Here is a 26,390-nt window from a genome sequence, read left to right on the forward strand (position 1 = left end):
GGTCGACGCTACAGTCGGGCTGATTTGGAGCGTTGTTCAACCTGTGTGCAGGTCCGCAGCTTGCGATGCTGTCAGAGGTCGGGTTTGGTGCCCCTGCAGCAGGAGGAAGATTTTCGCCGTCTCTTCGAGCTCCTCGGTCGCGTCCATAGCGGCGCTCAGTGATGTTCCCGATACCACTGGGCCGTGGTTACTCAGCAGGAGCGCACGGTGGTCGCGAGCGGCACGTTCCGCCAGGCTCCCCAGTGATGCGTCGCCGGGTGCGTGGTAAGGCAGGAGTGGTAGCCGACCAATGCGCATGGCGAAATAGGCGGTGAGCGGGGGCAGCGCGTCGTCGGGATCAATATTGGCTAGGCACGACACTGCCGCCGCGTGCGTCGAGTGCGTGTGCACGACGGCGTTGGCGGTAGGTCGAGCGCGGAGTACTGCAGCGTGGAGGAAAGCCTCTTTCGAGGGCTTCGGGCCGTCGACGTGTGTGCCTTGTGCGTCGATCACTGAGAGCTCGTCCTTGGTGACGGTGCCAAGACTCGACCCTGTCGGGGTTACGAGGATGTTCGCGCCGAACCGGGCGCTGATGTTGCCGGTGCTCCCATGGGTGAGGGATCGCGTGAACAGCGATCGGGCTGCGGCGACGATGGAGCGTTTGACTTCACTCTCAGCGCTCATCGATCGATCCCGCCCTCTTGTGCTCGCGTACGGCTCACGGCGTCGTTGAGCATCTGAGGGTCGCCGAAGTTGCCCGATTTCAGGAGCAGAGCGACCGGTTCCGGATCCGAGGTATAGATCCAGGGAACGCCAGGAGCGATCTCATGACCGATCAGCCCTCCGTCGACTTTGAGGGCCGTCACGACTGATCCTGAAGTCTCTCCGCCGGCGATGACGAGGCGACGGATTCCTCGCTCGACGAGGCCGCGAGCGATAATCCCCATGGCTGCCTCGTTGAGAGCTGACGCGCGATCGCGTCCGAGAGCTTCCTGCGCTCGGCGCAGTTCCTCGGGCGGTAGCGAGGAGTAGATCAAGGGGGCTGTTTCGTCTTCCAGACTGTCGAACCAGGCGAGAGCCGCCGCGGCGAGCGAGGCAGAATCGGGAGTGGTGACGGCATCCAGGTGGAACGATGCGTGTTCGGTCTTCATCTGATGGATCTGCTCAAGGGTGCGTGCCGAGCAGCTTCCGGCCAGGACCGCGGCGGGCACTTCTCCGACGAGATCGAGATCGGCTTCCGCTCGAGTCTGGGCGCTTCCTGATCGGGCGGCATAGGCCGCCCCGAGGCCGCCGGCGAGGCCGGCTGCTCCTGTGATGAGGACGTCGTCGATGCAGGCCGCGCCGATCTCAGCCAGGTCGCGATCGTCGACAGCATCGATGACGACGTACCGCGCGCCCGTAGCGGTCTTGATGTCGAGCTCTGCGCGGAGCGCTACTCGGCCGGCTCGGACTGTTCGATGGTCGATGAGCTCGATGCGCCGCGGGGTCTGCGTTCCCAGAACGCGTGGGATGAAGGAGTCGGTCATGGGGGTGAGGGGGTGGTGCCGCATCGGTGAATCCGACAGCAGCTGCTGGTCGACGAAGAGGTGGCCCATGTACTGGCTTCGGAGGTGTTCGGGCGAGCTCGGGACGACGACGGCGCGAGCGGCGCTGAGGAGATCTGCGAGCGCGTCTGCGACGGGGCCGATGTTGCCGCGCGGGGTGGAGTCGAAAGTCGAGCAGTACTTGAAGTAGATCACTTCGGCACCGTGTTCCTGCAGCCACCGTGCTGCTGCGATCGACTGCTGCACGGCGTCTGCCGGCTCGACTGTTCGAGTCTTCAGAGCGATGACGACGGCGTCATGCGGGGGCAGGACTGTGCCTTCCTCTACTGAGCCGAAGAGAATGACGGTGCGCAGCCCTGCCCGGCGCAACGCGACAGCTACGTCCGTTCCTCCGGTGAAGTCGTCGGCGATGGCTCCGATCACGCGCTGGCCTCCGTCGACTTGGAATCGAGAATCTGGCGAAGCTCCGACACCGCTCGCTGCGGGCCGGCAAGAACAGGAAGCCCGGTGAGATCGGACAGCCGCTCAGCAGCCGGTGCGAGCGAGTACTGGCCGAGAAGAATGGCATCGGGCGACACTGCCGCGACGAGCACGGCGCGATGCACGGCATCCACGAGTGCTTCCACGTCGCCGGAAGCGGCCGCGGCTGCAGCGCGCGGAGCAACCACGCCGACTACATCCAGCAGCACTCCCCCGCGTACCGCGGTCTCGATCAAGCGCTCCTCCGAATCGGCGAGCGGGCCAGGTGCGTTCGAGACGACGAGCACGGTGTCGTAGCCCCCGTTCACGGCCGCGGCGAAGGCAGCGTCGTCCGGCGCGAGGATCGGGATGGACGATTCTGCTGCCATCGCTTGGGCGACGGCACCGTAGACCGAGCAGCTGAGCAGGATGCCGTCCGCGCCTTCCGCCTCCGCATGCTGGATCAGCCGCTTCATCCGCTCGTGCAGTGCAGGTGTGAGGCCGCCGGCGAGATCCGCCTCGGGGAGAAGCCGGTCATCCAGCAGGTTCCACACGTGGGCAGCCGGGAACTCCGCGGCGAAGGCCCGCTCTGCGGGCGGGATTGCGGTGGGCACGGCGCTGATCAGGGCAACCAAGGGGCCATCGACGACGGTGGTCATGGGCGTTTCTCATTTCCGGAACTCGTGCGCGAGCTGCGCGATGTCCCGCTCATCCTCTCTAAATGTGGTCGACCAGTCAACCAGATGAGGTGCGTATCGGAGGGCACCACCAAAAAGGGGCCCCGTGGGGCCCCTCCTTGGCGGTGCTCGTCAGTCCTGATGGTCCTCGAGGGTCGCGATCAGACGAGCGCCGGCCTTCTGCATGTGCGACTCCATTGCGGCGCCAGCTGCGGTCGAGTCGCGGTTGCGGATGGCCGCGAGGACGGGTTCGTGCTCGCGGATCGCGCGCTCGAAGGAGGATTCTTCGTCCATCACTCTGTGGATCCAGACGCGCAGAAGTGAAGAGATGCTCTTGAGCATGTTGGCGAGGACGGTGTTCCCGGAGGCGTCAGCGATCGCGAGGTGGAAGTCGACGTCGGCGTTCACCCATTCGTCCGAGGAGGTCACAGCCTGCATCGCCGCGAATTTGTTCTCGATGTTCGCCAGGTCCTGCTCGGAGCGTCGCGAGGCCGCGAGGCCTGCGGTGACCTTCTCGATGTGCTGGCGGGCTTCGACGAGGTCGATGGTGTGACGCTCGCCCAGCAGCAGGCCCCACTCGATGACACGTGGGAGCAGATCCGAGTTGGCGCCGCGGAAGTATGTGCCGCCCCCGTGCCGGAATTCGATCAGCCCGAGCAGACCGAGGGATTTGAGGGCCTCCCGAATGACCGATCTGCCCACTCCGAACGACTCGCTGAGCTGCCGCTCTGAGGGCAGCTTCTCCCCCGGCCCCACCTGCCCGGAAAGGATGTAGTCCAGTACCGCTCGCGCAATCTCGTTCGAGGGCGGCTCGTTGTGAACGATGTTCACGGAGCGAAGCCCCGTGATCTCACTGCCGTGAGCCCGCGCAGGGCGTCCGACCTTGGCACGCCGAGGGGTAGTGGCAGGTGCGATGTCTTCCGTGGAGGCGGGCTGGTCGGTCGTCACTTGTTCCTCCTGAGCATGATGGACCGATTCTAGGTCGAAGAGGATGACTGGTCGGCCAGTACGTCTTACCCCCTGGTACGAGGCGGCGAGAATTCGAGGCCCGATTGACGTTGCAGCCGGTCGCAGCGTGGGCCCGCTGGCCCTGGTCGAGGCCGTTGATAGCGGACTATACGACGGCTTGAGCTGGTGAGGCGATGCGCCGAGCGACAGAGCCCTCGCTGGAGAACGAGGCTCACGCGTCGTCCCCTTGGCGAGGGCTCTGCCCCGGCCGGCGCCGGGTGCTTGATGAGGTCCGCGGTTAGAACAGCGGGTAGGCGAAGGTGAGGCCACCGACGACGAGCATCACGATCGCGACGATGGCTCCGCGCCAGATGACCTTCTTGAAGTGGTCACCGAGGCTGACGTTGGCGAGGCCAATCAGTAGCAGGAATGAGGCGACGAGCGGACTGGACTGGTGCAGCGCCTGGCCGACGAGCGACGCGCGCGCCATTTCGACAGGCTCGAGGCCGAAGTTCACCCCGGTCGCCGAGAGGATCGGCAGGACGCCGAAGTAGAAGGCGTCGTTGGTCATCACGAAGGTGAGTGGGATCGAAAGGATACCGACGATGACCGCCATGAACGGGCCGAGCTCGTTCGGGATGATGGAGACCAGCCACTGCGCCATTGCGTCGACCATGCCGGTGCCGTTGAGGATGCCGGTGAGGACGGAAGCCGCGAAGACCATGCCGACGACGCTGATGACGCTGTCCGCGTGGGCCTTGATCTGCGCGGACTGCTCCTTGATCTTCGGGAAGTTCACGACCAGGGCGATGCTGGCCGCGGCCATGAAGATGATCGCGGGGAGCACGATGTCCATCACCAGGATGGTCATCACGGCAAGGGTGAGGACGAGGTTGAACCAGACCAACTTCGGACGGGCGTTGGGTCGGGTGGCGATCCCGCCGGTCAGGGTCATGTCAGCAGTGAAGTCGTTCGTGATGACGACACTCGATCCGCTCGGCTGCGGGTCGACGGCGACACCCCGATCACCGTTGGATGCGCCGCGGGTGCGAGCTTGTGCTGTTGCGTTCTCGGTGACGAAAGTCTCCTCGTCTGCTGCGGGGCGGCGCAGGAAGCCTCGGGATTCGCGCAGTTCGAGCTTGCCGATGCGCTTGCGTTCACCGCGGCCGAGGAAGTAGGCGAACACCAGCACGGCGAGCAGGCCGGTGATGATCGAGGGGATCATCGGCACGAAGATGTCGATGGGCGACACGTTCAGTGCGGCAGCTGCCCGGGCGGTCGATCCACCCCACGGAACGTTGTTCAGCACGCCGTTCGACATCGCGGCCACGATCGTGAGCGTGACCGGGCTCATTCCGAGACGCAGGTAGAGCGGCAGGAACGCTGACGTGACGATGATGAAGGTCGTCGACCCGTCACCGTCGAGGGAGACGATCGTCGTCAGTAGGGCGGTGCCGACGACCAGTTTCACCGGGTCATCGCCCACGAAGCGCAGGATCAGTCGGATCAGCGGGTCGAACAGGCCGACGTCGATCATCGTTCCGAAGAAGATGATCGCGAAGAACAGCAGTGCCGCCGTGGGGGCGAGCTTGAGGATGGACTCCTCGATCATGTCGCCCATGCCGAGGCCGGCGCCGGTGAAGGCGCCGAAGATCAGCGGCACGAGGATGAGAGTGACGATCGGAGTCGCCTTCTTGGCCATGACGAGGTACAAGAAGACGGCGATCATGCCGAATCCAAGCAGGACGAGCATCGTTGCTCCTTAGGAGAGGGAGAGGGAGGTGGGGTGCAGGCGTTCCGGGATCGAATCCGGGAAGAGAGGAGAGGCGTAGATGTTGTGCCAGGTGCCGTCGATGACGCACTCCGCGGCGACTTGCTTCCAGGCGGCGTAGTGAGGCGCGGCGCGGTGAGCGATCTCGAAGGACTCGCGGTCCACATAGATCTCGTAGAAGTGGAAGCGGTTCGGCGATTCCTCGGAGCGGTGGACGTCGAAGCGGATGCACCCAGGCTCGTCGCGGAGCGTGGCCTCCGCATTCACGCGGATACCTTCGGTGAAGGTTTCGAGCCGATCGGGATGCACGTCGAGCGTGACGATGACGGTGAACATCAGGAGTCCGTTCCGGTGGAGGAAAGAGGATGTGTCGTGGCGAGTCGCCGACGGAGCTCGTCGGCTGCCGACCCGGCTCCGACGAGCACCGGGATACCGAGCTCCTCCGTGAGGAACGGCACGGCCGGCGCGAGTGAGTAGTTGGCGAGCAGGACCGCGTCGAAGTCGCCGACGTCCCTGCGAAGCACCTGAGCGATTGCGTCAGCCGTGCCTTTCGCGTCCCCCAGCAGGCTCGGTTTGCGGGCATCGAGCGCGAGCAGCGGATTGATCGCGGAAGCGCCCTCGCCGAGACGGTCGCGTGCACGATCAGTGGAATCCTCCAGTGCGAGCGCGACAGAGGACACCAGAGCCACCGACTGGAATCCACGATCGAGGATGTCGGTGAAGGCTGCGTCATCCGGACCGACCACAGGAATGCCGAGGCGTTCCTGTGCCGGCTCCGTCAGCTGGGCGTACAGCGAGCAGCTGAGTAGTACGCCGTCCGCGCCCTCAGCTGCCGCATGATCGAGAAGGCGGTTCATCCGTGCCTGGAGGCCGACGGTCATCCCGCCCTGCTGGACGAGGTCAACGATCAAGCGGTCGTCGAGGATGTTCCACACAATCGCGCCGGGCAGACCGCGGCGTAGAGCCGCTTCCGCCGCGAGAATCGACGCACGGATCGCGCTGACCACGGCGATCAGCGGGGCGCGCTGTGCATCGAAAGTGTGCGTCATTGGACCGTTTCTTGAAGGAGGCGAAAGTGTCGCCCGCCACACTGCGAGCTCAAGGGGGATGAGGAGTGGGGGCGACGACGGCGAGTGTGCCATGTAAGTGGTCCACCAGTCAACCAGTCACTCGCGCCGCTCTCCCAGGCGAGGTGCGCGAAGTGGTTGTCTGGTCGACCACTTGCTGTAATACTGCGGAGGCGCCCGACGTCGGACTCCGAACACGGTCCAGCTGAACCAGGGCGCGACGGATTCGACAAGGAAGAAGCATCATGAAGATCGCCCTGCTGCCCGGAGACGACATCGGCCCCGAGATCTCTGCCGCTGTCCGCACTGTCCTCGACGACGTCGACCGTCGCTTCGGCCTCGATCTCTCCATCGACGAGCATGAGGTGGGCATGGCTGCTCATCGACGCTTGGGGACCACGCTCCCCGACGACGCCATCCAGGCGTGCCTGGATGCCGACGGCGTCATCCTCGGCCCGGGCGGAATGACGCTCTACCCGCCGGTCAGCGAAGGTGGAATCAACATCCCGGGTACCATCCGCAAGCGCCTGGACCTGTACGCGAACATCCGCCCCTCGAAGTATCGGCCCAACATCCCCAAGGCCGTCGAGGGTCTCGACGTCGTCATTGTGCGAGAGAACACCCAGGGCTTCTATGCCGATCGCAATCTCTTCCAGGGATACGGCGAGTTCCAGCCCACGCCCGATTCTGCAATGTCGCTGCGCCTGATCACCCGCGCTGCGTCGGAGAGGATCGCGCGAGTCGCCTTCGAGCAGGCCCGCCGGCGTCGCAAGCACGTCACCGTTGTCGGTAAGCGCCACGTCCTGCAGGTGACTGATGGGCTGTTCATCGGCACTGTCGAGGACGTCGCGAAGGAGTACCCGGATGTGACGCTGCGCGAGATCGACGTCGATGCGATGGCCGCCGATCTCTACACCCGACCCGGCTCATTCGACGTCATCCTGACCTCGAACATGTTCGGAGACATCCTCTCGAACGAGGCCTCCGCCTTCGCCGGCGGTCTCGGTCTGGCAAGTGCGCTGAACGTCGGCGACAACTTCGCCGCCGCCAACGCCGGACACGGCTCGGCGCCGGACATCGCCGGTCAGGGCATCGCGAACCCGACCAGCCTGATCCTCTCCAGCGCTCTGCTGCTGGACTGGTATGGGGCACGGACCGAATCCACCGCGTTCCGAACCGCTGCCGCAGCTGTTCAGAAGGCTGTCGACACCGCTCTCGCGACGCCGAGCCTGCGCACGCGGGACCTGGGTGGGACCACCACCACCGATGAGTTCGCGGCCGGCGTCATCGCCGCCATCCAAGCGGACGCGTAAGCCCAGTCACCAGCGCCCGACCGCCGGTCAGAACGGCCTCGCCGATCCAAGGACTCATGGCCGAGTCAAGACGGCGGGTGCAACGGGATCGAGAAGACGACAAGGACTCCGAGAGGGCTTCACCTCGCGGGGTCCTTGTCGTTGGTGAGAGCGACCGTCAGCATCGGCGCGACCTTCCACCGAGCGTTCACGTCGCTCTGGACTTACTCCGCTCCGTGAGGAGGGCGGCGCCGTTCACTTGTGCCCAGTCGAGTAGTGCTCGGAGCGGAGGTAGCAAGCTCGTGCCCAGCTCCGTCAGTCGGTACTCCACACGAGGCGGGATGGTCGGGAACTGTTCCCTGTGGACCAGGCCGTCCCACCGCGGCTCTCCTCATGCACTCACCGCTGATGCGGCTCGTGTCGCCGGGCCTCTGGCGGGAGCCGGTGCACGCTCTCGCAGCGGAGGCGGTGCTCGACCGGATCCCGTCGGGAGCGCGCGTCGCCGCGTCCAACTCGCTTGCTCCGCACCTGACCGCACGCGCGGACGTCTCCCTCCTCGGGATCCTGCCGGTGGATGCTGTCGCGTCCGAGTACGTCGTCGCCGATACGTCCCTGGCGGCGCAGTGGCCGGTCGGTGGGGACAGCCTGCGGGAGCTGCTCGCTGAGGCTGCGGGCTCGGGTTACCGAGTGGTGGCGGAGGAGGACGGGATCACGTTGCTCAGCCGGGACGACCTGGGGCGCTTGGATGTTTCCGACGGCGGTAGGTGATTCGACCCGGCTTCCCCTCCGGCCGCGGGCTAGCGCTGCTCGACGAATGTCGGAAAAGGTGTCGACGCCCATTCCTGCTGGCGCGCCGGATCCCGGTCGTAGTGTCGCCGCGTGCTGATCCGTGTCCGACGGATCACGAGCCGCGAGGAGTTCCGTCATGTCTGACCACCCCACCATCGTCCTGGTCCACGGTGCCTTCGCCGACGCCGCCAGCTGGGCGCCTGTGACCCTTCGCCTTCTCGAGGAGGGCTACGACGTCCGGGTCCCGCCCGTGTTCAACCGGAGCCTGATCGGCGACTCCGCTTACATTAAGTCCTTCGTGGAGCAGATTGACGGACCGGTCATCCTGGCCGGGCACTCGTACGGCGGCGCTGTGATCACGGTCGCCGGGGTCGCCGAGAACGTAATCGGCCTCGTCTTCGTGTCGGCGTACGCACTCGAGGAGGGCGAGAGCCTGGGTGCGCTGCAGGGCGGCTTCCCGGACTCCGAGCTCGCGGCGAGCCTCGTCTACGCCCCGTACCCGATCGAGGGCGCCGACCCCGGAACGGACGTGTCCGTGAAGATCGAGTCCTTCCCCGCCGTCTTCGCCGCCGGCGTGCCGGAGGACGAGGCGCGCGTGCTCGCTGTCTCGCAGCGGCCCCTGTCCGCTGTCGCGTTCGGAGAGAACGCTCCCGTCGCCGCGTGGAAGACGAAGCCGTCCTTCGGCATCGTGTCCAGCGCCGACCACACCATCAACCCGGACGTCGAGCGCTTCGGCTACAAGCGCGCCGGTGCCCGCACCGTCATCGAGATCGACGCTCCGCACCTGGTCATGCAGACCCACCCGGCTGAGGTCGCCGCGTTCATCATCGAGTCGATTGACGCTTTGGCCTCCGCATGAGCTTCGACCCGCTCGCCTTCGCGATCGTCGAGCCGCGCACCTTCGAGCAGCTGCAGATCGGTGAGGTTTTCCGGGCCCCGAGCCGGACGCTGACGGAGGCTCACGCGTCCGCGTTCCAGGCCGTCTCCGCCGACAATCACCCCGTGCACTACGACGAAGTGTGGGCGAGAGCCCACGGGCACAGTGCTCCGGTGGTCCACGGTCTGCAGGTGCTCGCCTTCACGGCTCCGGGAGCGACCCTGTTCCCTCACGTGATCGGCGAGGTGTTCCTCGCCTTCACCGGCCTGTCGGCGCAGTTCCTCGGAGAGGTGCACGCCGGCGACACGCTGTACTCGCAGCTCGAGATCACCGCGCTGACTCCCGAGGGCCCGAACGGTGTCGTCACGGCGAAGGTCACGGTGCGCAATCAGCGCTCCGAGATCGTCCTCGCCGGCGAGCACACCTACCTGCTCAAGCGTTCGGCCGAGTAGGTCCTAACATGACATCGCCGCAGCTCACCCGCCGTTCCTCGACCCGTCCGGGGCGATTCTCGTGAGCGCGGCGACGTCTGCGGTCGCCCAGCCGGGCGCTTTCGCGCCGCTGCGCATCCGGATCTTCCGCTGGCTCTGGATCGTGTCGACGATCAGCAGCATCGGCAGCTGGATGCAGACCGTCGGAGCGCAGTGGTTCCTCGTCGAGAACAATGCTTCACCGGCGGTGATCGCCCTGGTCCAGACCGCCGCCGCCGCGCCGGCGCTGCTTCTCGGCATCCCCGCCGGTGTGCTCGGCGAGTTCCTGAACCGACGCCACCTCCTGGTCGGGGTCCAGGCGTTCCAGACCCTCGCCGGACTCGCGCTCGTCGTCCTGTCCGTCGCCGGCCTCCTCAACCCTGTCCTGCTGCTGACACTGACCTTCCTGATCGGCGCAGCCTCCACCGTCTGGTTGCCGGCCTACCAGGCGCTGATTCCTGAGCTGGTACCGCGCCCGCTGATCCCGAACGCCGCCGCGCTCTCCTCCATCGGAGTGAACGTGGCGCGCGCCATCGGCCCCGCACTCGCCGGGCTCGTCATCGCGCAGGCCGGGATCCCGTTCGTCTTCGCGGCGAACCTGCTCACGTTCGCCCTGTTCCTCCTCGTCCTGATCGGCTGGCGCGGCTACACGCCGCCCGCCCCTCAGCGAGAGCCGTTCGTCTCCGCGACCCGGGCCGGGCTCCGCTATGTGTTGCACGCCGGCGTTGTCCGACGGATGTACCTGCAGCTGGGCCTGTTCATGATCCCCGCCAACGCGCTCTGGGCTCTTCTGCCGGTCTTCGCCAGCGCGCACCTCGGACTCGATTCCAGCGGCTACGGCATCCTGCTCGCCGCCCTCGGGATCGGATCCGTCAGCGGCGCGTTCCTGATCCCGCGCCTGCGCAGTCGATGGGGAACGAACGCCACGGTGATGATCTCCACCGTCGTCTACGGAGCGGGACTCGCCGGCGCCGCGTTCTCGACGGCGCTCGTCGTCACGCTGCCGATCCTTCTCATCGTCGGCGCTGCCTGGATCGGTGTGATCGCCACTCTGAACGGGACCGTGCAGGCGTTCCTCCCCGCGTGGGTGCGATCGCGGGGACTCTCGATCTACCAGCTCGTACTCTTCGGCGGAACAGCACTCGGAGCCGCGCTCACGGGCGCTCTGGGGACCGTCTTCGGCACGACGCAGACCCTCGTCGGCGCAGGAATCGTCATCATCCTCGTCGGCGGATCACTCCTGATCGCGCCGCTGCTGTCGACGGCGGACAAGGATCGGCGCGTCCTCTCCCTCCCTCTGACGGATGTCCCGCCCGTCATCACACCTTCACAGCCCGACGATGCAGCGTCCGGCCCGGATGACGACGACCGCTCCACCCTCGTGATGATCCGCTACGAGGTGCCCGGCGAAGCCCGCAGTGCGTTCCTCGCCGTGGCACGCGATCTCGAGCGCAGTCGGCGACGGACCGGTGCTCGCAGCTGGCAGCTGTACACGGAGCGCGAGAACGCGAGCGTCCTGATCGAGGTCTTCGGCGTGGGCTCGTGGCGAGAGCACCTGCAGCAGCACGACTCCCGCACCACCGGTTACGACCAGCAGATCATCGAGTCCGCTCGAGCGCTCGCGACGGGCGACCCGGTCACCGAGCACTTCCTGGCCGCGGGCCGGATGTAGACGCGGGGCTCACCACCTGGCGAGAGCCGACGTCAGCCGGCCTCCTGCTCGATAGCGGCAAGAGTGGCCTGGTTCGCCCGAACCATGTAGTGCTGGATCGCCTGCTGCTGCTCGTCCCAGGTTCGTCTGACGATTTTCTGAGGGCGAGTGGAAATCGAGTCGGGGTCGGCATGGAGCTTTTTCCGCAGGAAATCGATGGCGTCGGCGGCGAACGTTCCGGGCGGTGCGAGCCACACCAGCATCAACAGGCCGCCGGGCACGGCGAGGGTCTGCCACGGGAACTCGCCGAACCCGAACCCGTCGACGAACACCGGGGCTGTTCCGTCCGAGAATGGGAACGCCTCGTGCTGCGCCCACATCCTCCGGAAGTCCGCATCGCGCACCGAGAGGTCGCCAACGATCTCCTGAAGCCGAGGATCATGCGGGTTGGCGTGGTAGCGCAGAGCCGCTACGCAGATCCTCGCGACGTTCTGCCAGCTAGCCAGTCCCCGACCCTCAGCCGGCGCCAGGAAGGTCGACTGGACGGTGTTGTAGCCCGGCACTCCGACTGAGGGGATCAATGCCTCGGCCAAAGCGTTCGAGATGAGCACGTCCTGATTCGCATCCACGACGTAGACCGGCAGATCGGACCACCGCTCGACGAGGTGTCTGACCAGGTCGGAGACGGACGGTGCCGACCGCACTGCGGTGTGTGGCGGAGCGGGGAGGGCGAGGCGGTAGAAGTAGGCCGCCGCATCGTCCTTCAACGAGAGGGCGCGGGTCAGTCCGGCGAGTACCTGCTCCGACATTTGATAGGCCCGACCCTGTTCCAGACGGACGTAGTAGTCGAGACTGATCCCGGCCAGGTCGGCGACCTCTGCCCGACGCAGGCCGTGCACCCGTCGGTTCGGGTCGGGCGGATATCCGACGTCTTCGGGCCGGAGCTGAGCCCGGCGAGCCCGGAGGAACTCAGCCAGCTGACGTGCATCCGAGGACATACAGACCTTCGGTCGGAGGTGGCCCGGCGACGATCATCGCTGAGGGCACTCAGCATGACGTCGCTACTGTCGCGCGACATCCCCTGCACCCGGAGCCGATGTCATCTGTTTTCGCGTTCTCCTTGCACCCGCTCGATGAGTGCGCGCCGGCTGGAGATGCCCCACTTGTCGTAGATGCGTCGGACATGCGTGATGACGGTGTTCTGTGTCACCGAGAGGTCCAAGGCGATCTGTTTGGTGGTGACTCCCTGCGCCAGGCGCTCCGCTACCTGTCGCTCGCGAGCGCTCAGCATGCCGTGGTGATCGGCGGCGGCCTTTGGGCGTCGTCGGATGCCGACGGCGCGCAGTCGCTTCAGCACGCGGTCAGCGTCACGGTTCGCTCCGTGCGCCTCGTACAGGTCCGCGGCCTCCTGCCACGGCTCTTCGGATGCGCGTTGTGGCTCTTCGGTGTCCAGGCGTGCACGACCGAGGTCTTCGAGAGCGCTGGCGAGAAGGAGCGGCCGCTCGCCCTGCCGCAAGAGAGCGACACTGCGCTCGAGCTCGGTCACCGATCCGGTGGCGATGCCGTGCACCTGGCTGTCGATGGCGTTGGCGAGTGTGTTCCCCGGGTTCATCAGAGCCCGTTCGTTCGTCACTGCCGAGAGACGCTGCAGCCGCTTCGTCGCACCGCTGCGGTGCCACATCCGAGCGAGCATGGCATCGTCCCCGAAGTCGGCAGGTGTCGTCATCGAGGGGGTCGGTGCCGCCAATGTCTCGTACGCGCCCTCTGTAGTGCGCAGCACGGCTTCGCTATCGCCGTCCGCGTCGGCAGTGAGTGCGAGCAGCCAGGATCCGGCGAGGCGCAGTGACGGGTCCGCGGCCATCTGCTGCACGTCGGCGCGTTGCGCAGCGCAGGCCGCGAAATCACCCTCGACGAGTGCGATCCGATAGAGCACAACGCCGGCGGTGGCGCGGGCGAAATCGCCCAAGCCCAATTCCTCCGACATCGCGATCACGTTCTCCGCGTGCAGCTTCGCTTCGGCCAACTCCCCCAGGTCGAACAGGATCCGGCACCGCACCATGGTCCAGAATGCGAGCGCCACGGCATTGCGCGTGCGTCGCATCTCGTCACTGGAAACCTCGGCCTGGCGGAGAGCTTCGCGGTTCTTACCGACCGAGTTCGCGAGAAACGCCGGCCACAAAATTTCGGGAAGCCACTGCGCGGCGATGAAGCCCGGCAGGTTCATCATGCGAGCCGTCGCTGTCTCGATGAGATCCGCGGCGAGATCGAACCGGTTCTCGTAGAAGCGCAGGACGGATTCGGTGGCGTCCACCGTCGAGAGCGCGGCGGCCTCCCCCGCCGCCTCAGCAGCCGCGCGCGCCTCAATGAGGGTGGACTCCAAGCGCGTGTAGTCGCCGAGATTCGCCAGATTGAGCGCCTTCACGGCGAGAAGCTGAGCGCGGGTGTTGATGGAGACGCCATCGATGAGCAGGGCGGCGGTGGTGGTTCGGACCGCGCTGCTGAACGACGACTCGGTCTGCAGTCGGGCGACGGCGAGCTGCAGACGCGCCGAAGCTTCAAGTGGCAATACACGGCTGACTCGCTCGGAGAACTGCATCGCTACGTCCGGAGAGCCCCCGACCCAGAGGACGGGGACCAGCTCGGACAACAGTTCGTTCTGCTTGTTGGTCGTCGCGAGTTCGAGTGCCCGACGGGCGAGACCGGCGGCACCGATCGCGTCGCTGGCTGCCAGCTCGAGGGCCGCGTCGTGTAGGAGCGCCACCGCTGCGGCATCCCCTCGGTTTGCAGAATCTGCGACGGAAGAAGCGACGGTTAGCAGAGGCTCGCCCGAGCGCAGACGGATGTCCGCGGCGCGCCGACGCAGGTGCGCACGGATGGAGGGGCTGAGCATTGCCTCCGCGGTCTCCCGGATCGCATCGTGCCGGAAGTGCAGCGGAGACCCGTCGACGAGGATGTCGGCCGTGATGGCCTGCTCGACGTCGCGGATGAGATTCGATGTGGTCTCTTCGAGCAGCTCGGCCAGGTCGGTCAGGGCGAAGGCGCGTCCCAGCGTCGCCGCGACCTGAACCGTTCGGGATGTGGAGTCCGGGAGATGCGCGATGCGCTCGCGAATCGACGATCCGAACATCATCGGCAGGGTCGCCTGATCCGCACGAGCAGTGGCGACGTCGCCGTCAACGCTGACGAGGTCCTCTTCGAGCAGCCCGTGCGCGAATTCCGCGATGAGCAGGGGAAGGTTCTCGGCCCGGCTGAGCATCGTTTCCAGGTGATGGTCGGGTCTCGCTCCAAGGATGTCGGCGGCCATTTCCATCGCAGCAGCGATATGCAACGGTTCGACTGTCACCGTCGTTCCTGCTGTGAGCAGTTGATTCATGGTCGCGTGGACCCCAGGTCCGTGCTCGCCCCCGCGAACCGCGAACGCCCACAGGATCGGAAGGTCGCTGAGGGTCGCGATGAGGGACCGGAGGATCGCGAGGGACGCCGAGTCCACCCACTGCAAGTCGTCGACGACGACCAGGACGCAGTTCTCGGCGGCAGCGGATTCCAGGCCGTTACGGAAAGCCTGGGTGAGCCAGTACCGGCTGTCGAGGTTGCCCGTCAAAGCCTCTACGTCGGCCGTGCGCAGAATCGGTGGACGAGCGGCGAGAGCCGCTTCCACGAGAACAGCTGTGGGCAGTAAGTGCGACTCCGGCTCCGGGGCGGCGACGACGGCGCGCCATCCGAGCCGCTCGCTCTTGGTGATGATCTCTCCGAGAAGACGGGTCTTTCCGGCCCCTGGGGCGCCGACGAAAAGCAAAGCGCGGCTCTCGCCCGACGCGACATCCCGGATCGCCTGGTCAACGATTCCTGTCTCCCAGCCGCGGCCTCGCAGGGGAAGCCGGAAGTTGCTGCTGGCGCTTCCAACGAGGACATCGCGCGCACTTGAGAGCTTGTCAGGTGAGGCGTCCGGTGTACTCATTCGTCCATTCAACACTGCTGATCAGACCCCCTCATGCGGCACGGAGCGGAGAGGGCTTTCACCTAATACGAGCCGGACGCCAGGCGCGCGAGGGCGGCCTCAGACCCCGGATCTGCGCCCTGGCCGAGGATGAGGAGATCATCGGCATCGTCGGGGACGGTGAAAATTTGGTAGCGCAACTCGACGTTTCCCACGGTCTCGTGGTGAAGAGTCTGCGTCCCGTTCTGCTCCATCTCAGTGGAGGCGGCCGCCCACTCCGTTGCGAAGTGCGGGCTCAACGACGCCAACTCCCCGACCAGAGCGCGGAACGCATCATCCGGGCCGTGCACGTCGAGGGAGTAGCGCAGAATGGCGGCCACCCGCGCTCTCACGCCTCGCGCGTAAACGAGCTCAGGTGCATCAGCGGCATCAATGAAGGCGCGTCGCGCGAGGTTAGCGCCGCGCGCGAACGTCGGTGTGAGCGCTCGCAAGGCGGCACTGGAAGCGATGACGGTGAGATGCCGATCGACCAGCACCGCCGGCGTTGCACCCATTGCCTCCACGAAGGAGTAGAGGAACGGCCTCGGATCCACCGTGTCGGCAGCTGGAAATCCCGGTTCGGCATCAAGGTTCATGAGTGCTGGCCCTCTCGTCGTTGATTGCGGTCGTCGCGTCGAAATCTCATCGAAGACGATCTCACCTGAGAATGCACACAACATTGGTCGAGCGTGTCTGACAGCTCCGGGCGCGCCTAGAGGGGTGGGACTGAGGGTCCTACCCGGGATCGCGGGCACCGCCCTAGCGTCGCCTCACCATGACGATTCACGATGTAGCTGACCAGCTCGCCGAGACGATCAGACGCCCCGCGGTAATCGATGACCTCCGCTATCAGCCCCTCGTCTCCTCCCGACCACTCGGGCTGCTACGTGAAGAGACGATGTCGGCTCTTCTACACCCGCAACCTGGTGAGCGGCGACAAGCCTTCGCCGACGCGGTCGCCAAGCGCTGGATCCTCCGCGGCGCCCAGACCGCGGTCTGGGCCGTGACCCTCGACGCCGATATCTCGGACTTGGAGCAACACGCCATGGGGCGCCGCCTCGGTGGCAGTCGAGCGACCTCGATGGATTTCCTCCAAGCACGCGACGGACTTCTTCTCTTCCTCGGGTCCCGAGCTCATGCCCATAGCGACGACGACGCCATCCGCCAGGATGCGCAGCAACGCGGCCTGCAGATCCAGTCGATCGGCACCGCTCAGGTCAACAGTCGACACGACGACCTTCTCCCGGCGGTGGAACGCGCGATGACCGCTGCACGCATCACGGCCATCGTCCCTCAGCTCCCCAACACTGCTGACATCACTCAACTCGGCCCGTGGGCGATGCTGTCCATGATCTCCTGCGACCGCTCCTACCTCGAGATCTTCTCTCCCGCAGCTCACGCCCTCAGCGGTCCGGATGATGAAGAACGCCGCAGAACCGTCGAGGTCTATCTCGATTCCGGCTGCCACCCGAGCGTCGCCAGCAGGATTCTGCACATCCACCGCACCACGCTCTACTACCGCATCGAGCGCATGCCGGACGTGGTGCGCGAAGCGCTCGATGACGGAGTCGCTCGCAGTGCTCTGCACCTGTGCCTCAAACTCATCCGCCTCTGGGACAGCGCCGGATGATAGCGATCCTGCACACGGCGTCAGCAACGCGACATTTGTCGGGCGAGGTTGCGACGCGAGGCCAGTGCCCTCAAGGAGGAACCCACTTACCGTCCTGGGTGACCCGATGAAGACCGTCTCACCGCCATCTTCCGAATCGTCCGAAAGGCTTCCCATGTCGATCATCAACCCGAAGAACCATGTCCTTGAACTCGGGGATCACCGATGAGCGCGCAGAGTCCGACCGGCGCCGGAACCGACACCGGGCAGGGCCACCACATCACGGATCTGCCTGTCGGCCTGAGCGCCGAAGGAACCCGCATTGAGTTCGACAGCATGGGCTCCGTCGACGTCCCCGCGAACCGCTATTGGGGAGCTCAGACTCAGCGCTCCCTGCAGCACTTCTCGATCGGCAACGACAAGATGCCGAAGGAGGTGTACCACGCTTACGGCTACGTGAAGAAGGCCGCCGCCCTGGTCAACGAGAAGGCGGGCAGGCTGCCGGCATGGAAGGCCGCCGCGATCGTCCGAGCAGCCGACGAAGCGATCTCCGGTGAGCTGGACGAGCACTTCCCGCTCTACGTCTGGCAGACCGGCTCGGGCACCCAGAGCAACATGAACGTCAACGAGGTGCTCTCCAACCGTGCGATCCAGCTGGTCGGCGGAGAACTCGGCTCACAGCAGCCGATCGGCCCCAACGACGACGTCAACATGGGCCAGTCCAGCAACGACACCTTCCCGACCGCGATGCACATCGCCGCGATCCTCGAGGTCGACGAACGCCTCATCCCGAAAGTCACCGCCCTCGCCGAGGAGATCGAGGCGAAGTCCGCGCAGTGGATGGACGTCGTGAAGATCGGCCGCACCCACCTCGAGGACGCCGTACCGCTCACCGTCGGCCAGGAGTGGTCCGGCTGGGCGGCACAGCTGCGCTCCTGCCTGACCCAGATCCACAGCAGCTGCGTCGGCCTGTACGAGCTCGCCGCCGGCGGCACCGCCGTCGGAACTGGTCTGAACGCCCCTGCTGGCTTCAGCGAGGACATCGCCCGCACCATCGCCGAGCTGACCGACAAGCCGTTCTTCACCGCACCCAACAAGTTCGCGGCCCAAGGATCGCTCGACGCGATGGTCCGTGCACACGCGGCACTGCGAGGCCTCGCCGTCGCGCTGATGAAGATCGCCAACGACATGCGCTGGCTGGCCTCCGGCCCGCGCACCGGGTTCGCCGAGCTGGTACTGCCGTCGAACGAGCCGGGCTCCTCGATCATGCCCGGCAAGGTGAACCCGACCCAGTGCGAAGCGATGGTGATGATCTCCATCCAGGTCCTCGGCGACGACACCGCGGTCGCCTTCGCCGGCTCGCAGGGGAACTTCGAGCTGAACGCGATGCGGCCCGTGATCATCAACAACTACCTCCACTCCGCGCGCATCCTCGGCGACGGCATCGAGAAGTTCCTCACCTATTCAGTGAAGGACACCACCTTGAACGAGAAGAAGATCGCCGAGTACGTCGGCGAGAGCCTCATGCTCGTCACCGCCCTCAGCCCCGTCATCGGCTACCAGAACGCCGCGCACATCGCCGAGAACGCCCTCGCCAACGATCAGACCCTGCGCGAGGCAGCGATCGCCTCCGGCCACGTGACCGCGCAGCAGTTCGATCAGATCGTCATCCCCGTCAAGCTCACCGGCACCGGCGTCCGTGGTGCCTGAGCACGCCACCACCTCTCACCACACCTCACGTCGCAACCGAGAACTGGAGTCGAACATGTCCCCTATCGACCAGAAGCCCACGACCGTGTCCCCCGCCATCCCCGAGGCGCTCACCGATCCGATCAGCAACCGCGGATCCGGGTTCACGACCGCCGAACGCAAGAGCCTCGGACTCACCGGCCGCCTCCCCGCGGGGGTGCTCTCCCTGCAGCAGCAGGCTGACCGCGTCTGGCGCCAGCTCGGCGAGCTCGGCAGCGACCTGCAGCGCAACCTGCTGCTCGAGCAGATCCACGACCGCAACGAGACTCTCTACTACAAGGTGCTCACCGATCACCTGCCCCAGCTCCTGCCGATCGTCTACGACCCCACCGTCGGCGAAGCGATCGAGAAGTACTCCGACGAATACCGAGGTCAGCGCGGCGTTTACCTCTCCATCGACGCGGCCGATGAGATCGAAGAGGCCTTCGCCACCCTCGGGCTCGGCCCCGAGGACGTCGACCTCATCGTCTGCAGCGACGCCGAAGAGATCCTCGGGATCGGTGACTGGGGAGTCGGCGGCATCCAGATCTCCATCGGCAAGCTCGCCATTTACACCGCCGGCGCCGGCATCCACCCCAACCGCGCCATCGCCGTCTCCCTCGACGTCGGCACCGACAACCCCGCGCTGCTGAACGACCCGCTCTACCTCGGCAATCGGCACTCCCGGCACCGCGGCGCCGACTACGACGCATTCATCAAGAGCTACATCGAGACCGCGACACGCCTCTTCCCCAACGCTCTCCTGCACTTCGAGGACTTCGGTCCCGAGCACGCCCGCGACATCCTCGCCACCTACTCCGACGACTACCGCATCTTCAACGACGACGTCCAGGGCACCGGCGCCGTCGTCATGGCAGCCCTCTACGCCGGCGTGAAGACCACCGGCATCCCGATGCGGGAGCAGACCCTCGTCGTCTTCGGCTCCGGCACCGCAGGCGTCGGCATCGCCGACCAGCTGCGCGACGCCATGATCGCCGACGGCGCCACCCGCGACGCCGCCATCGCCCAGATCTGGCTCGTCGACAAGCAGGGACTGCTCTTCGACGACATGGACAACCTGCGTAACTTCCAGACCCTCTACGCCAAGCCGCGCAGCGCCGTCCCCGGCAGCGCAGGAACCGTCACCCTGGTCGACGCCATCCGTGCGGCCAAGCCGACAGTGCTGCTGGGCACGTCCACTGCGCACGGCGCGTTCACCGAGGACGTCATCACGGCCATGGCCGACTCGACTCCCCGACCGATCATCCTCCCGATCTCCAACCCGACCGAGAAGATCGAAGCGGACCCGAAGGACGTCATCACCTGGACCAAGGGGGCGGCTCTGGTCGCCACCGGAATCCCCGTAGACCCCTTCACCTTCGAAGGCACGACCTTCCACATCGGGCAGGCGAACAACTTCCTGGTCTTCCCTGGAATTGGACTCGGCGTCATCGTCAGCGGTGCCCGCCATGTCACCCCCGGGATCCTCGCCGCGGCCGCGAAGGCCGTCGCCGCACGCACCGACGCCACCGCCCCTGGCGCGTCCCTGCTGCCGGACGTCTCGAACCTGCGCGAGATCTCCGCGATCGTCGCGCATGCCGTCTACGACCAGGCCGTCGCCGAAGGCCTCGCGACCATCACGCCGGACGACGTTGTCGAAGCGATTCAGGACGCCATGTGGGCACCTGAGTACGCCGCACTGAGCTGACGGCTCAGGCGCGGGACCGCGAACGTGCGCGATCCCGCGCCGGCCGTGATCGATGAAAGGGAGACGACGACATGACGCCGCACACCAACAAGATCGCCCTGGCTCCAGCAGGAACCGCACGAGCACTCCTGCTGCTGTGCGCCGCTCAGTTCGTGCTGCAGCTCGACTTCAGTGTGGTGAACGTCGCGCTGCCCTCTATCCGCAGCGGCCTGGGCTTCACGGGCTCGAGCCTGCAGTGGATCGTCACCGGCTACGCCCTCACCTTTGGGGCGTTGCTCCTGCTCGGCGGACGCGCGGGAGACCTCTACGGTCAACGTCGAGTGCTGATGCTCGGACTCGCGCTGTTCGGTGTTGCGTCGATCAGCGCCGGACTGGCACCCACGCCCGAGCTGCTGATCACCTCCCGCATCATCCAGGGTGCGGGCGGAGCCCTGGTCGCCCCCGCAGCGCTGTCCTCCCTCGCCCTCTTGTTCCCTGACGGACCTGCGCGCGTTCACGCCCTGGGCATCTGGCAGGGCGCCACCGCTGCCGGCGGCACCGCTGGGATCGTCCTCGGCGGCTTCCTCGTCGAGTTGATCGGCTGGCGCTCGATCTTCCTGATCAACATCCCGATCGTCGCGATCCTGCTCGTCGCCGTCCCGCTCACCCTCCCCCGCCGACCGCCCCAGGGAGCCCGCGGATCCCTCCACGTCGTGCCGTCGCTTCTGATCACCGCGGCGATCGCCACTGTCATCTTCGGTCTCAGCAACCTCGAGCAGTACGGCATCCTTGACCCGCTCACCCTCGGACCTGTCGTTCTCGGCGTCGTGCTCGCCGCGGTCTTCGTGATGATGCAGGCTCGGGCGCACGACCCGTTGATCCCGGTTTCCGTGCTCGCCTCAACCGCGCGACGCGGAGCCCTCGGCGCGATGCTGGTCACGGGAGCCGTCCTCGCCGCCTACGTCTACTTCGTCTCCCTCTACCTGCAGACCGTTCTCGACTTCGACCCGCTCCTCACCGGAATCGGACTGCTGCCCGCGACGGTGACGATCGTCGTCGTCTCCTCCGTCATCACTCGCCGGATCATCGCCCGATACGGGCTGCGGAGCGTCGCGCTCAGCGGCGGCATCCTGGTGGCTGCCGGCCAGAGCGCCTTCGCCTTCGTCAGCACGACCGGCAGCTACGCCGTGAACATCCTGCCCGGACTGCTGCTCACCGCCCTCGGCATCGGCCTGCTCCTCCCGGCGCTCTCCATCGCCGCAACCGCACGGGTCGACGCGTCGGTGCAGGGTGAAGCCGCCAGCCTGCTGACCACAGCGCAGCAGATCGGTGCAGCGCTCGGCGTTGCGACCCTCGCGACGATCGCCGCCTCCTCGACCGCAGGCGGCGCCTCCGTCGCCGGAGGATTCGCCACCGCCCTCGCCGTCTCCGCGATCGCGATGGTCGCCGTCGCGATCCTGATCGGGATCACCTTCCGCATCGAGGCGCCCGCACCGGCTTCGACAGGCGCTGCGGCGGCGGCTGAGTCGGTCGCGGTGGACGAGAGCGTTCAGCGATGACGGGCGAGCAGCTGCCCCCGCCACTGAAGGTGACGGCCGACACATCGGTCGAGGCGCTCGGAGACCGGCCACTCGCGTTCTATAACGCACTGCTCACCGAGCACTTCGTCCTCGAATCCGCGCGCAGCATCACCGTCAGCGAATCCAGTAGCCGAGCGTCGCTGTACCTCATGACGCTCTCCAGCGCACTCGTCGCCTTCGGGTTCCTCGCCGACACCCCATTCGCGCCCGGCTACCTCGCCGTCATCATCCCCGTCGTCGTCATCCTGGGCGTCTTCACCTACGTCCGCCTCGTACAGACCTCCCTCGAAGACGTGGCGGCGCTGAACTCGATCCAACGCATCCGCCGCTACTACGCCGGACTCCTTCCCGGCGCGGAACGGTACTTTCCCATTCCTCCCGGATCCGTACCGAACCAGATGCTCGAGATCGGCCAACGCGGATACCGACGCGGCGTCTTCTTCACCGTGTCCTCCGCCATCGGCGTCGTCAACTCCATCGTCGCGGGCGCGGGCGGCGCCCTTCTGGTCTATGCCCTCAGCAGCGTCTTCGCCGCGGCCATCACCGCGGGTCTTGCCACAGCGCTCCTCCTGGCCGTACTCCACGGCATCTATCAGGAACGCCGATACCACCGGCTCGACACGATCATCCGGGCGCAGAACACAAAGCCAGAAGGCGCGCCCTCATGAAACGACGATTCACTCGCCAGGACGCCGCCTCCGCGATCGTGCTCGGCGTCGCATGTGCCGCCGTATTCGTGCTCCTAAACGACATCGTCGGACCACTGCTGTCCGAACCCTCGGAATCACGCGAGATCGGCGCGATGTGGGCCGTAGTCTCCACCATCTTCGTCTTCCGAGCTCACCTCAGCGACCGACTCCAGGACGCGCGCACCCGCATCACCGCGACCACCGTGAGCCTCGTCATCTGCCTGGCCTACCTCCTGATCTTCCCCGTCACCGCCGTCGGAGTCGGCGCCGTCATAGCCGCAGGAGCCGTCCTCGTAGTACTCGTGGGACGGCCCCAGGACGCGAGCCTCACCGGCATCACCTCGACCGTCGTCCTCGTCGTGGCAGACCTCGGACCGGCGTCGGACCGGTGGCTGCAGCCGCTGCTGCGCATGCTCGACACCACCATCGGCATCGCAGTCGGGTTCCTCGCCGCAGCCGCTTTCACATGGGCCGCCGGGCGCCTCACCCCGAGTACCCGTCAACCACTCGAACGGAGCACATCATGACCGACCAGCACGCCGCAGACGAGGTCCCCCCAACACCGCCCGGCTTCGCGGCTGACATCCGTCCACTCTTCCGCGAGATGGACCGAACCAGCATGCTGAAGGCCTTCGACCTGTGGAGCCATGCCGACGTCGTCCACCATCAGGACGCGATCATCGCCCACCTCGCGGACGGTTCCATGCCCTGCGACGGACCGTGGCCCGCAGACAGGGTCGATCTGCTCCGGAGCTGGGTCGCGACGGGATCTCGGCCGTGAAGCTGTCGCTCGGCACGATCGACAACATCTTCTACTTCGTCCATGAGCTGGACGACGCGGTCGTCTGGTACTCGGCGAGACTCGGCCGAGAACCCGTCCTCCGCGGCGGCGCGCTCGTGGCCTTCGACATCGACGGCATCAAGCTCACCCTGCACCAGGCCGACAACTACAACTCGCCCGGCCCCGCCGGCGTCTCGGCCTACTGGACAGTTCACGACCTCGACGAAATCGTCGCCGAATGGACCGCACATGGTGCGACAGCACACCGTGGACCCAAGACCGTCTTCACCGGCGAGCGGCTCTGCCAACTCCTCGACCCGTTCGGCAACCTCTTCGGTCTTCGGCAGCCCCTGTCGGAGTGAGCTACTCATGAACCCCGTCGGATCGACAGACCAGCACCACCACACCAGAGACAGAGAAAGAAGAACTCATGACTGACCTGACCGTCGTCCTCGTCCACGGCGCCTTCGCCGAGTCCGCGAGCTGGAGCGGGGTCCTCGAAGCCCTGCAGAGCAGAGGCGTCACTGCCATCGCCACTCCCAATCCGCTGCGCAGCGTCGCCACCGACGCGGACAACGTCCGGCGTGCGGTTGAGTCGATCGGCGGTCCCGTGCTCCTCGTCGGCCACTCCTATGGCGGAGCCGTCATCACGGAGGCCGCAGTCGGAAGCGACTCCGTGAAAGGGCTCGTCTACGTCGCCGCCTTTGCGCCCGAGCACGGCGAAACCTCCCTCGGCCTCACCAGCCGATTCCCCGGCAGCACCCTGGGCGAGACGGTGCGGCCCATTGCGCTGGCGGACGGGACGAACGACCTCATCGTTGATCGGGAGCTCTACCCCGCGCAGTTCGCCGGCGACGTCCCCCTCGCCGATGCGGTGATCGCCGCGGCCACCCAGCGCGCGATCCGCGACGCCGCTCTCGACGAGCCGCAGCCCGCCGCGACCCCGGCATGGCGGACGCTCCCGTCGTGGTTCGTCTTCGGCTCGGGCGACCGGAACATCCCCGTCGAGGGACTCCGCTTCATGGCCGAGCGCGCCGGATCGCGCCGAACCGTCGAGATCGACGGGGCCTCCCACTCGGTGATGGTCTCCAACCCTCAGCCGGTCGCTGATCTCATCCTCGATGCTCTCTCTGAGCTGTCCTGACGCCGAGTCCTCGGGCTGTGGCCGGCGAGGAGGGCGATCCGGCCGAGACGTCTCTCCGGCTCATCAGCGCGAATCGGCCGCGGCGATCGAGGATCTGCGGATGTACTCCGCAGGGATCGTGATCGTGCGGTCAGCACCTCGTGGGGTGCTGAGGAGGGTGCCGGCCGCGCGCCCGAGCTCCTCCGGTGGAAGCCGGATCGATGCCAGAGCGGGCGAGAGCAGTGCGGCGGCATCGCTGTCGTTGAACGAGAGCAGCGAGAAGTCCTCCGGCAGCCTGAGAGCCTCTTCCGTCGCCGCGCGGACAACGGCATAGGCCAGTCTCTCGTCGGCGACGATGATCGCAGTGATGCCCTGCTCCTTCCAGGAGCGGAGGAGCCTGCGCGCTCCAACGTCGACCCGCGGACCTACTGAACGGGCGGCACGTCGTCCTCGTGGACACCACCATCGACGTCGTTCTCCCCGACCGGGCGGTCCTGCATTCCCGGGCCGCGCTCGTCGGCCGCGACCACGCGCCCGACGGCGATCTGTCTGTGAACAGGATCACGGCTCGCGTGGAAGGGCTTGATGCCGTCACTGCCATCCCGCCTATCGACAAGACCGAGCTCCCGATTCGGATGCCCCCCGGAACGCGGCATCTTGATTGGAGTTGGAAGGCGTACGGGCAGCCCGACAGCACGCAGACCTGGGCCGACGAGAACGCTGAGGTGGAGATCCGGTTCCTGAACAGCTACTCCGCGTTCGACGCGTACGCGTTCCGTGTTGCCTTCAGCCCGGTCGTACTGATCAGCCCTGCTGCTCCCATGCGTTTCGACGCAGTATTCGGCGACTGGATCGAACCGCTCCGACGCATCATCTCGCTCTCTACCGGTCGCCGCGAACGTCTCACCTTCGTCTCCGTGACGCTGAGCAGTGCGCCAGACCTCGCGGCGGACGAAGGAGAGGAGTTCCAGGTCTACGGCAGCGCTATCCACCAAACCCCCTACGCGTCGCGCGGAGGTGACGTCGGGAAACTGTCTCCGGTGTTCCGCTTCTCTCCCGAGGACATGTCGCTGCTGTCCATGCTCCGCCGATGGCAAGAACTCGCCGACGAGCATCACCCGCTCCTCGAGTCCTACGCATCGCTGATATACGCCCGAGACCAGCACCCTCGCTCGCGGCTTCTACTTCTCATACAAGCGATCGAAGGTCTCTACGGCCATGAGAACCGTGCCGTCTACGATCGCCGGCGAGAAGCGCACAGGGCACGCAGGGAGGAGGTCATCGCCCTGCTCGCGCAGACACACGAGCAGGAGGTATTGACCTTCGTGAAGGACCACCTCATGAAGTCCCCACCGGCAAGTCTGGAGGAGGCGCTCGGGAGGGCGTTCAAGGCCGCGCCGATCAACGTCGTGCCTGCACTGAAGAAGACAGCCCTGCTATCCGAGGGCGATTCAGTGCCGTCAGGGCTGCGTCAGGTACGGAACGATCTCGCTCACGGCAATCGCGGCTACCCGGCCGAGGACCTCTTCGAGGTCGTCGGCCCCCTCGATGGCGTCGTCCGCGCCAACTTGTTGCGCGTGCTGGGCTGCGATGCCGCCGCGCAGCGCGGCGCGCAACAGTGACCTGGTCTCGAATCAAGCTGTCCCAGACACTAGGACGTGCATCAAATGGGAAACGCCGCCTGGCGCTCCCC

General features: G+C 66.3%; 26 protein-coding genes. 15 read left to right on the forward strand and 11 right to left on the reverse strand.

The genetic code is table 11. The features are described 5' to 3' along the window. Positions 1–36: 36 nt before the first annotated feature. From otnC to GSU45_RS15975, 7 genes are all read right to left on the reverse strand, one after another. Positions 37–663 carry a 3-oxo-tetronate 4-phosphate decarboxylase gene (gene otnC, locus GSU45_RS15945; protein ID WP_159916424.1) on the reverse strand — a complete coding sequence of 209 codons (627 nt, stop codon included), beginning with the start codon at positions 661–663 and terminating at the stop codon, positions 37–39. Continuing rightward, positions 660–1,946, reverse strand: a complete 1,287-nt coding sequence (gene otnK / locus GSU45_RS15950; RefSeq protein WP_159916426.1) for a 3-oxo-tetronate kinase — start codon at positions 1,944–1,946, stop codon at positions 660–662. The genes otnC and otnK overlap by 4 nt, the downstream gene beginning before the upstream one ends. Beyond that, positions 1,943–2,641 carry an aspartate/glutamate racemase family protein gene (locus tag GSU45_RS15955; RefSeq protein WP_159916428.1) on the reverse strand — a complete coding sequence of 233 codons (699 nt, stop codon included), beginning with the start codon at positions 2,639–2,641 and terminating at the stop codon, positions 1,943–1,945. Before GSU45_RS15955 ends, otnK begins: the two co-directional genes overlap by 4 nt. 150 nt (positions 2,642–2,791) lie before the next feature. Further along, a complete protein-coding gene (locus tag GSU45_RS15960) occupies positions 2,792–3,607 on the reverse strand; it encodes a FadR/GntR family transcriptional regulator (RefSeq protein ID WP_208543459.1) in 816 nt (271 codons plus the stop codon). A 298-nt stretch (positions 3,608–3,905) separates the two neighbouring features. Beyond that, positions 3,906–5,360 (reverse strand): SLC13 family permease, encoded by a 1,455-nt coding sequence (locus GSU45_RS15965; RefSeq protein ID WP_159916430.1) that lies wholly within the window; start codon positions 5,358–5,360, stop codon positions 3,906–3,908. A 9-nt stretch (positions 5,361–5,369) separates the two neighbouring features. Then, positions 5,370–5,714, reverse strand: a complete 345-nt coding sequence (locus GSU45_RS15970) for a putative quinol monooxygenase (RefSeq protein WP_159916432.1) — start codon at positions 5,712–5,714, stop codon at positions 5,370–5,372. Next, on the reverse strand, positions 5,714–6,427 hold the full coding sequence (locus GSU45_RS15975) for an aspartate/glutamate racemase family protein (protein WP_159916434.1): 714 nt from the start codon (positions 6,425–6,427) through the stop codon (positions 5,714–5,716). Before GSU45_RS15975 ends, GSU45_RS15970 begins: the two co-directional genes overlap by 1 nt. Positions 6,428–6,690: 263 nt before the next feature. Here GSU45_RS15975 and GSU45_RS15980 point away from each other — a divergent pair, with 263 nt between their 5' ends. Next, a complete protein-coding gene (locus GSU45_RS15980) occupies positions 6,691–7,758 on the forward strand; it encodes an isocitrate/isopropylmalate family dehydrogenase (protein WP_159916436.1) in 1,068 nt (355 codons plus the stop codon). Positions 7,759–7,945: 187 nt separating this feature from the next. Here GSU45_RS15980 and GSU45_RS17430 read toward each other — a convergent pair whose 3' ends face one another. Beyond that, on the reverse strand, positions 7,946–8,107 hold the full coding sequence (locus GSU45_RS17430; protein WP_159917205.1) for a winged helix-turn-helix transcriptional regulator: 162 nt from the start codon (positions 8,105–8,107) through the stop codon (positions 7,946–7,948). A 23-nt stretch (positions 8,108–8,130) separates the two neighbouring features. Here GSU45_RS17430 and GSU45_RS15990 point away from each other — a divergent pair, with 23 nt between their 5' ends. The 4 genes from GSU45_RS15990 to GSU45_RS16005 all read left to right on the forward strand — a co-directional run bounded on the left by GSU45_RS15990 (position 8,131) and on the right by GSU45_RS16005 (position 11,545). Further along, on the forward strand, positions 8,131–8,505 hold the full coding sequence (locus GSU45_RS15990; protein ID WP_159916438.1) for a DUF2079 domain-containing protein: 375 nt from the start codon (positions 8,131–8,133) through the stop codon (positions 8,503–8,505). A 157-nt stretch (positions 8,506–8,662) separates the two neighbouring features. Then, entirely contained in the window at positions 8,663–9,385 is a 723-nt protein-coding gene (locus GSU45_RS15995; protein WP_159916440.1) for an alpha/beta hydrolase, read from the forward strand. Beyond that, a complete protein-coding gene (locus tag GSU45_RS16000; protein WP_159916442.1) occupies positions 9,382–9,855 on the forward strand; it encodes a MaoC family dehydratase in 474 nt (157 codons plus the stop codon). The genes GSU45_RS15995 and GSU45_RS16000 overlap by 4 nt, the downstream gene beginning before the upstream one ends. 61 nt (positions 9,856–9,916) lie before the next feature. Beyond that, positions 9,917–11,545, forward strand: coding sequence for an MFS transporter (locus GSU45_RS16005; RefSeq protein ID WP_159916444.1), 1,629 nt, complete (start codon positions 9,917–9,919; stop codon positions 11,543–11,545). A 32-nt stretch (positions 11,546–11,577) separates the two neighbouring features. Here the strand turns inward: GSU45_RS16005 and GSU45_RS16010 are convergent, their stop codons facing one another. From GSU45_RS16010 to GSU45_RS16020, 3 genes are all read right to left on the reverse strand, one after another. Further along, entirely contained in the window at positions 11,578–12,522 is a 945-nt protein-coding gene (locus GSU45_RS16010) for a helix-turn-helix transcriptional regulator (RefSeq protein WP_159916446.1), read from the reverse strand. Positions 12,523–12,623: 101 nt separating this feature from the next. Beyond that, positions 12,624–15,482 carry a LuxR family transcriptional regulator gene (locus GSU45_RS16015; protein WP_159916448.1) on the reverse strand — a complete coding sequence of 953 codons (2,859 nt, stop codon included), beginning with the start codon at positions 15,480–15,482 and terminating at the stop codon, positions 12,624–12,626. Positions 15,483–15,544: 62 nt separating this feature from the next. After that, entirely contained in the window at positions 15,545–16,096 is a 552-nt protein-coding gene (locus tag GSU45_RS16020) for a hypothetical protein (RefSeq protein ID WP_159916450.1), read from the reverse strand. Between the two features lie 179 nt (positions 16,097–16,275). Between GSU45_RS16020 and GSU45_RS16025 the strand changes: the two genes are divergently transcribed. The 10 genes from GSU45_RS16025 (at position 16,276) to GSU45_RS16075 (ending at position 26,319) form a co-directional block, all read left to right on the forward strand. Then, positions 16,276–17,130 carry a PucR family transcriptional regulator gene (locus tag GSU45_RS16025; RefSeq protein ID WP_159916452.1) on the forward strand — a complete coding sequence of 285 codons (855 nt, stop codon included), beginning with the start codon at positions 16,276–16,278 and terminating at the stop codon, positions 17,128–17,130. A gap of 204 nt (positions 17,131–17,334) precedes the next feature. Then, on the forward strand, positions 17,335–18,819 hold the full coding sequence (gene fumC, locus GSU45_RS16030; protein WP_159916454.1) for a class II fumarate hydratase: 1,485 nt from the start codon (positions 17,335–17,337) through the stop codon (positions 18,817–18,819). Positions 18,820–18,874: 55 nt separating this feature from the next. Continuing rightward, the gene (locus GSU45_RS16035) at positions 18,875–20,545 is read left to right on the forward strand and encodes an NAD-dependent malic enzyme (protein WP_159916456.1); all 1,671 of its coding nucleotides are present in this window, start codon (positions 18,875–18,877) and stop codon (positions 20,543–20,545) included. Between the two features lie 71 nt (positions 20,546–20,616). Beyond that, positions 20,617–22,083, forward strand: coding sequence for an MFS transporter (locus GSU45_RS16040; protein WP_159916458.1), 1,467 nt, complete (start codon positions 20,617–20,619; stop codon positions 22,081–22,083). Next, positions 22,080–22,772 (forward strand): hypothetical protein, encoded by a 693-nt coding sequence (locus GSU45_RS16045; protein ID WP_159916460.1) that lies wholly within the window; start codon positions 22,080–22,082, stop codon positions 22,770–22,772. Before GSU45_RS16040 ends, GSU45_RS16045 begins: the two co-directional genes overlap by 4 nt. After that, on the forward strand, positions 22,769–23,320 hold the full coding sequence (locus GSU45_RS16050) for an FUSC family protein (protein ID WP_159916462.1): 552 nt from the start codon (positions 22,769–22,771) through the stop codon (positions 23,318–23,320). The genes GSU45_RS16045 and GSU45_RS16050 overlap by 4 nt, the downstream gene beginning before the upstream one ends. Continuing rightward, the gene (locus tag GSU45_RS16055) at positions 23,317–23,574 is read left to right on the forward strand and encodes a hypothetical protein (protein WP_159916464.1); all 258 of its coding nucleotides are present in this window, start codon (positions 23,317–23,319) and stop codon (positions 23,572–23,574) included. Before GSU45_RS16050 ends, GSU45_RS16055 begins: the two co-directional genes overlap by 4 nt. Beyond that, positions 23,571–23,936, forward strand: a complete 366-nt coding sequence (locus GSU45_RS16060) for a VOC family protein (RefSeq protein ID WP_159916466.1) — start codon at positions 23,571–23,573, stop codon at positions 23,934–23,936. Before GSU45_RS16055 ends, GSU45_RS16060 begins: the two co-directional genes overlap by 4 nt. Before the next feature lie 68 nt (positions 23,937–24,004). Next, positions 24,005–24,718 carry an alpha/beta hydrolase gene (locus tag GSU45_RS16065; RefSeq protein ID WP_159916468.1) on the forward strand — a complete coding sequence of 238 codons (714 nt, stop codon included), beginning with the start codon at positions 24,005–24,007 and terminating at the stop codon, positions 24,716–24,718. A 431-nt stretch (positions 24,719–25,149) separates the two neighbouring features. Next, on the forward strand, positions 25,150–26,319 hold the full coding sequence (locus tag GSU45_RS16075; RefSeq protein ID WP_159916470.1) for a HEPN domain-containing protein: 1,170 nt from the start codon (positions 25,150–25,152) through the stop codon (positions 26,317–26,319). Positions 26,320–26,390: the final 71 nt, after the last annotated feature.

This window comes from Rathayibacter sp. VKM Ac-2801, assembly GCF_009834245.1.
GTDB lineage: Bacteria > Actinomycetota > Actinomycetes > Actinomycetales > Microbacteriaceae > Rathayibacter.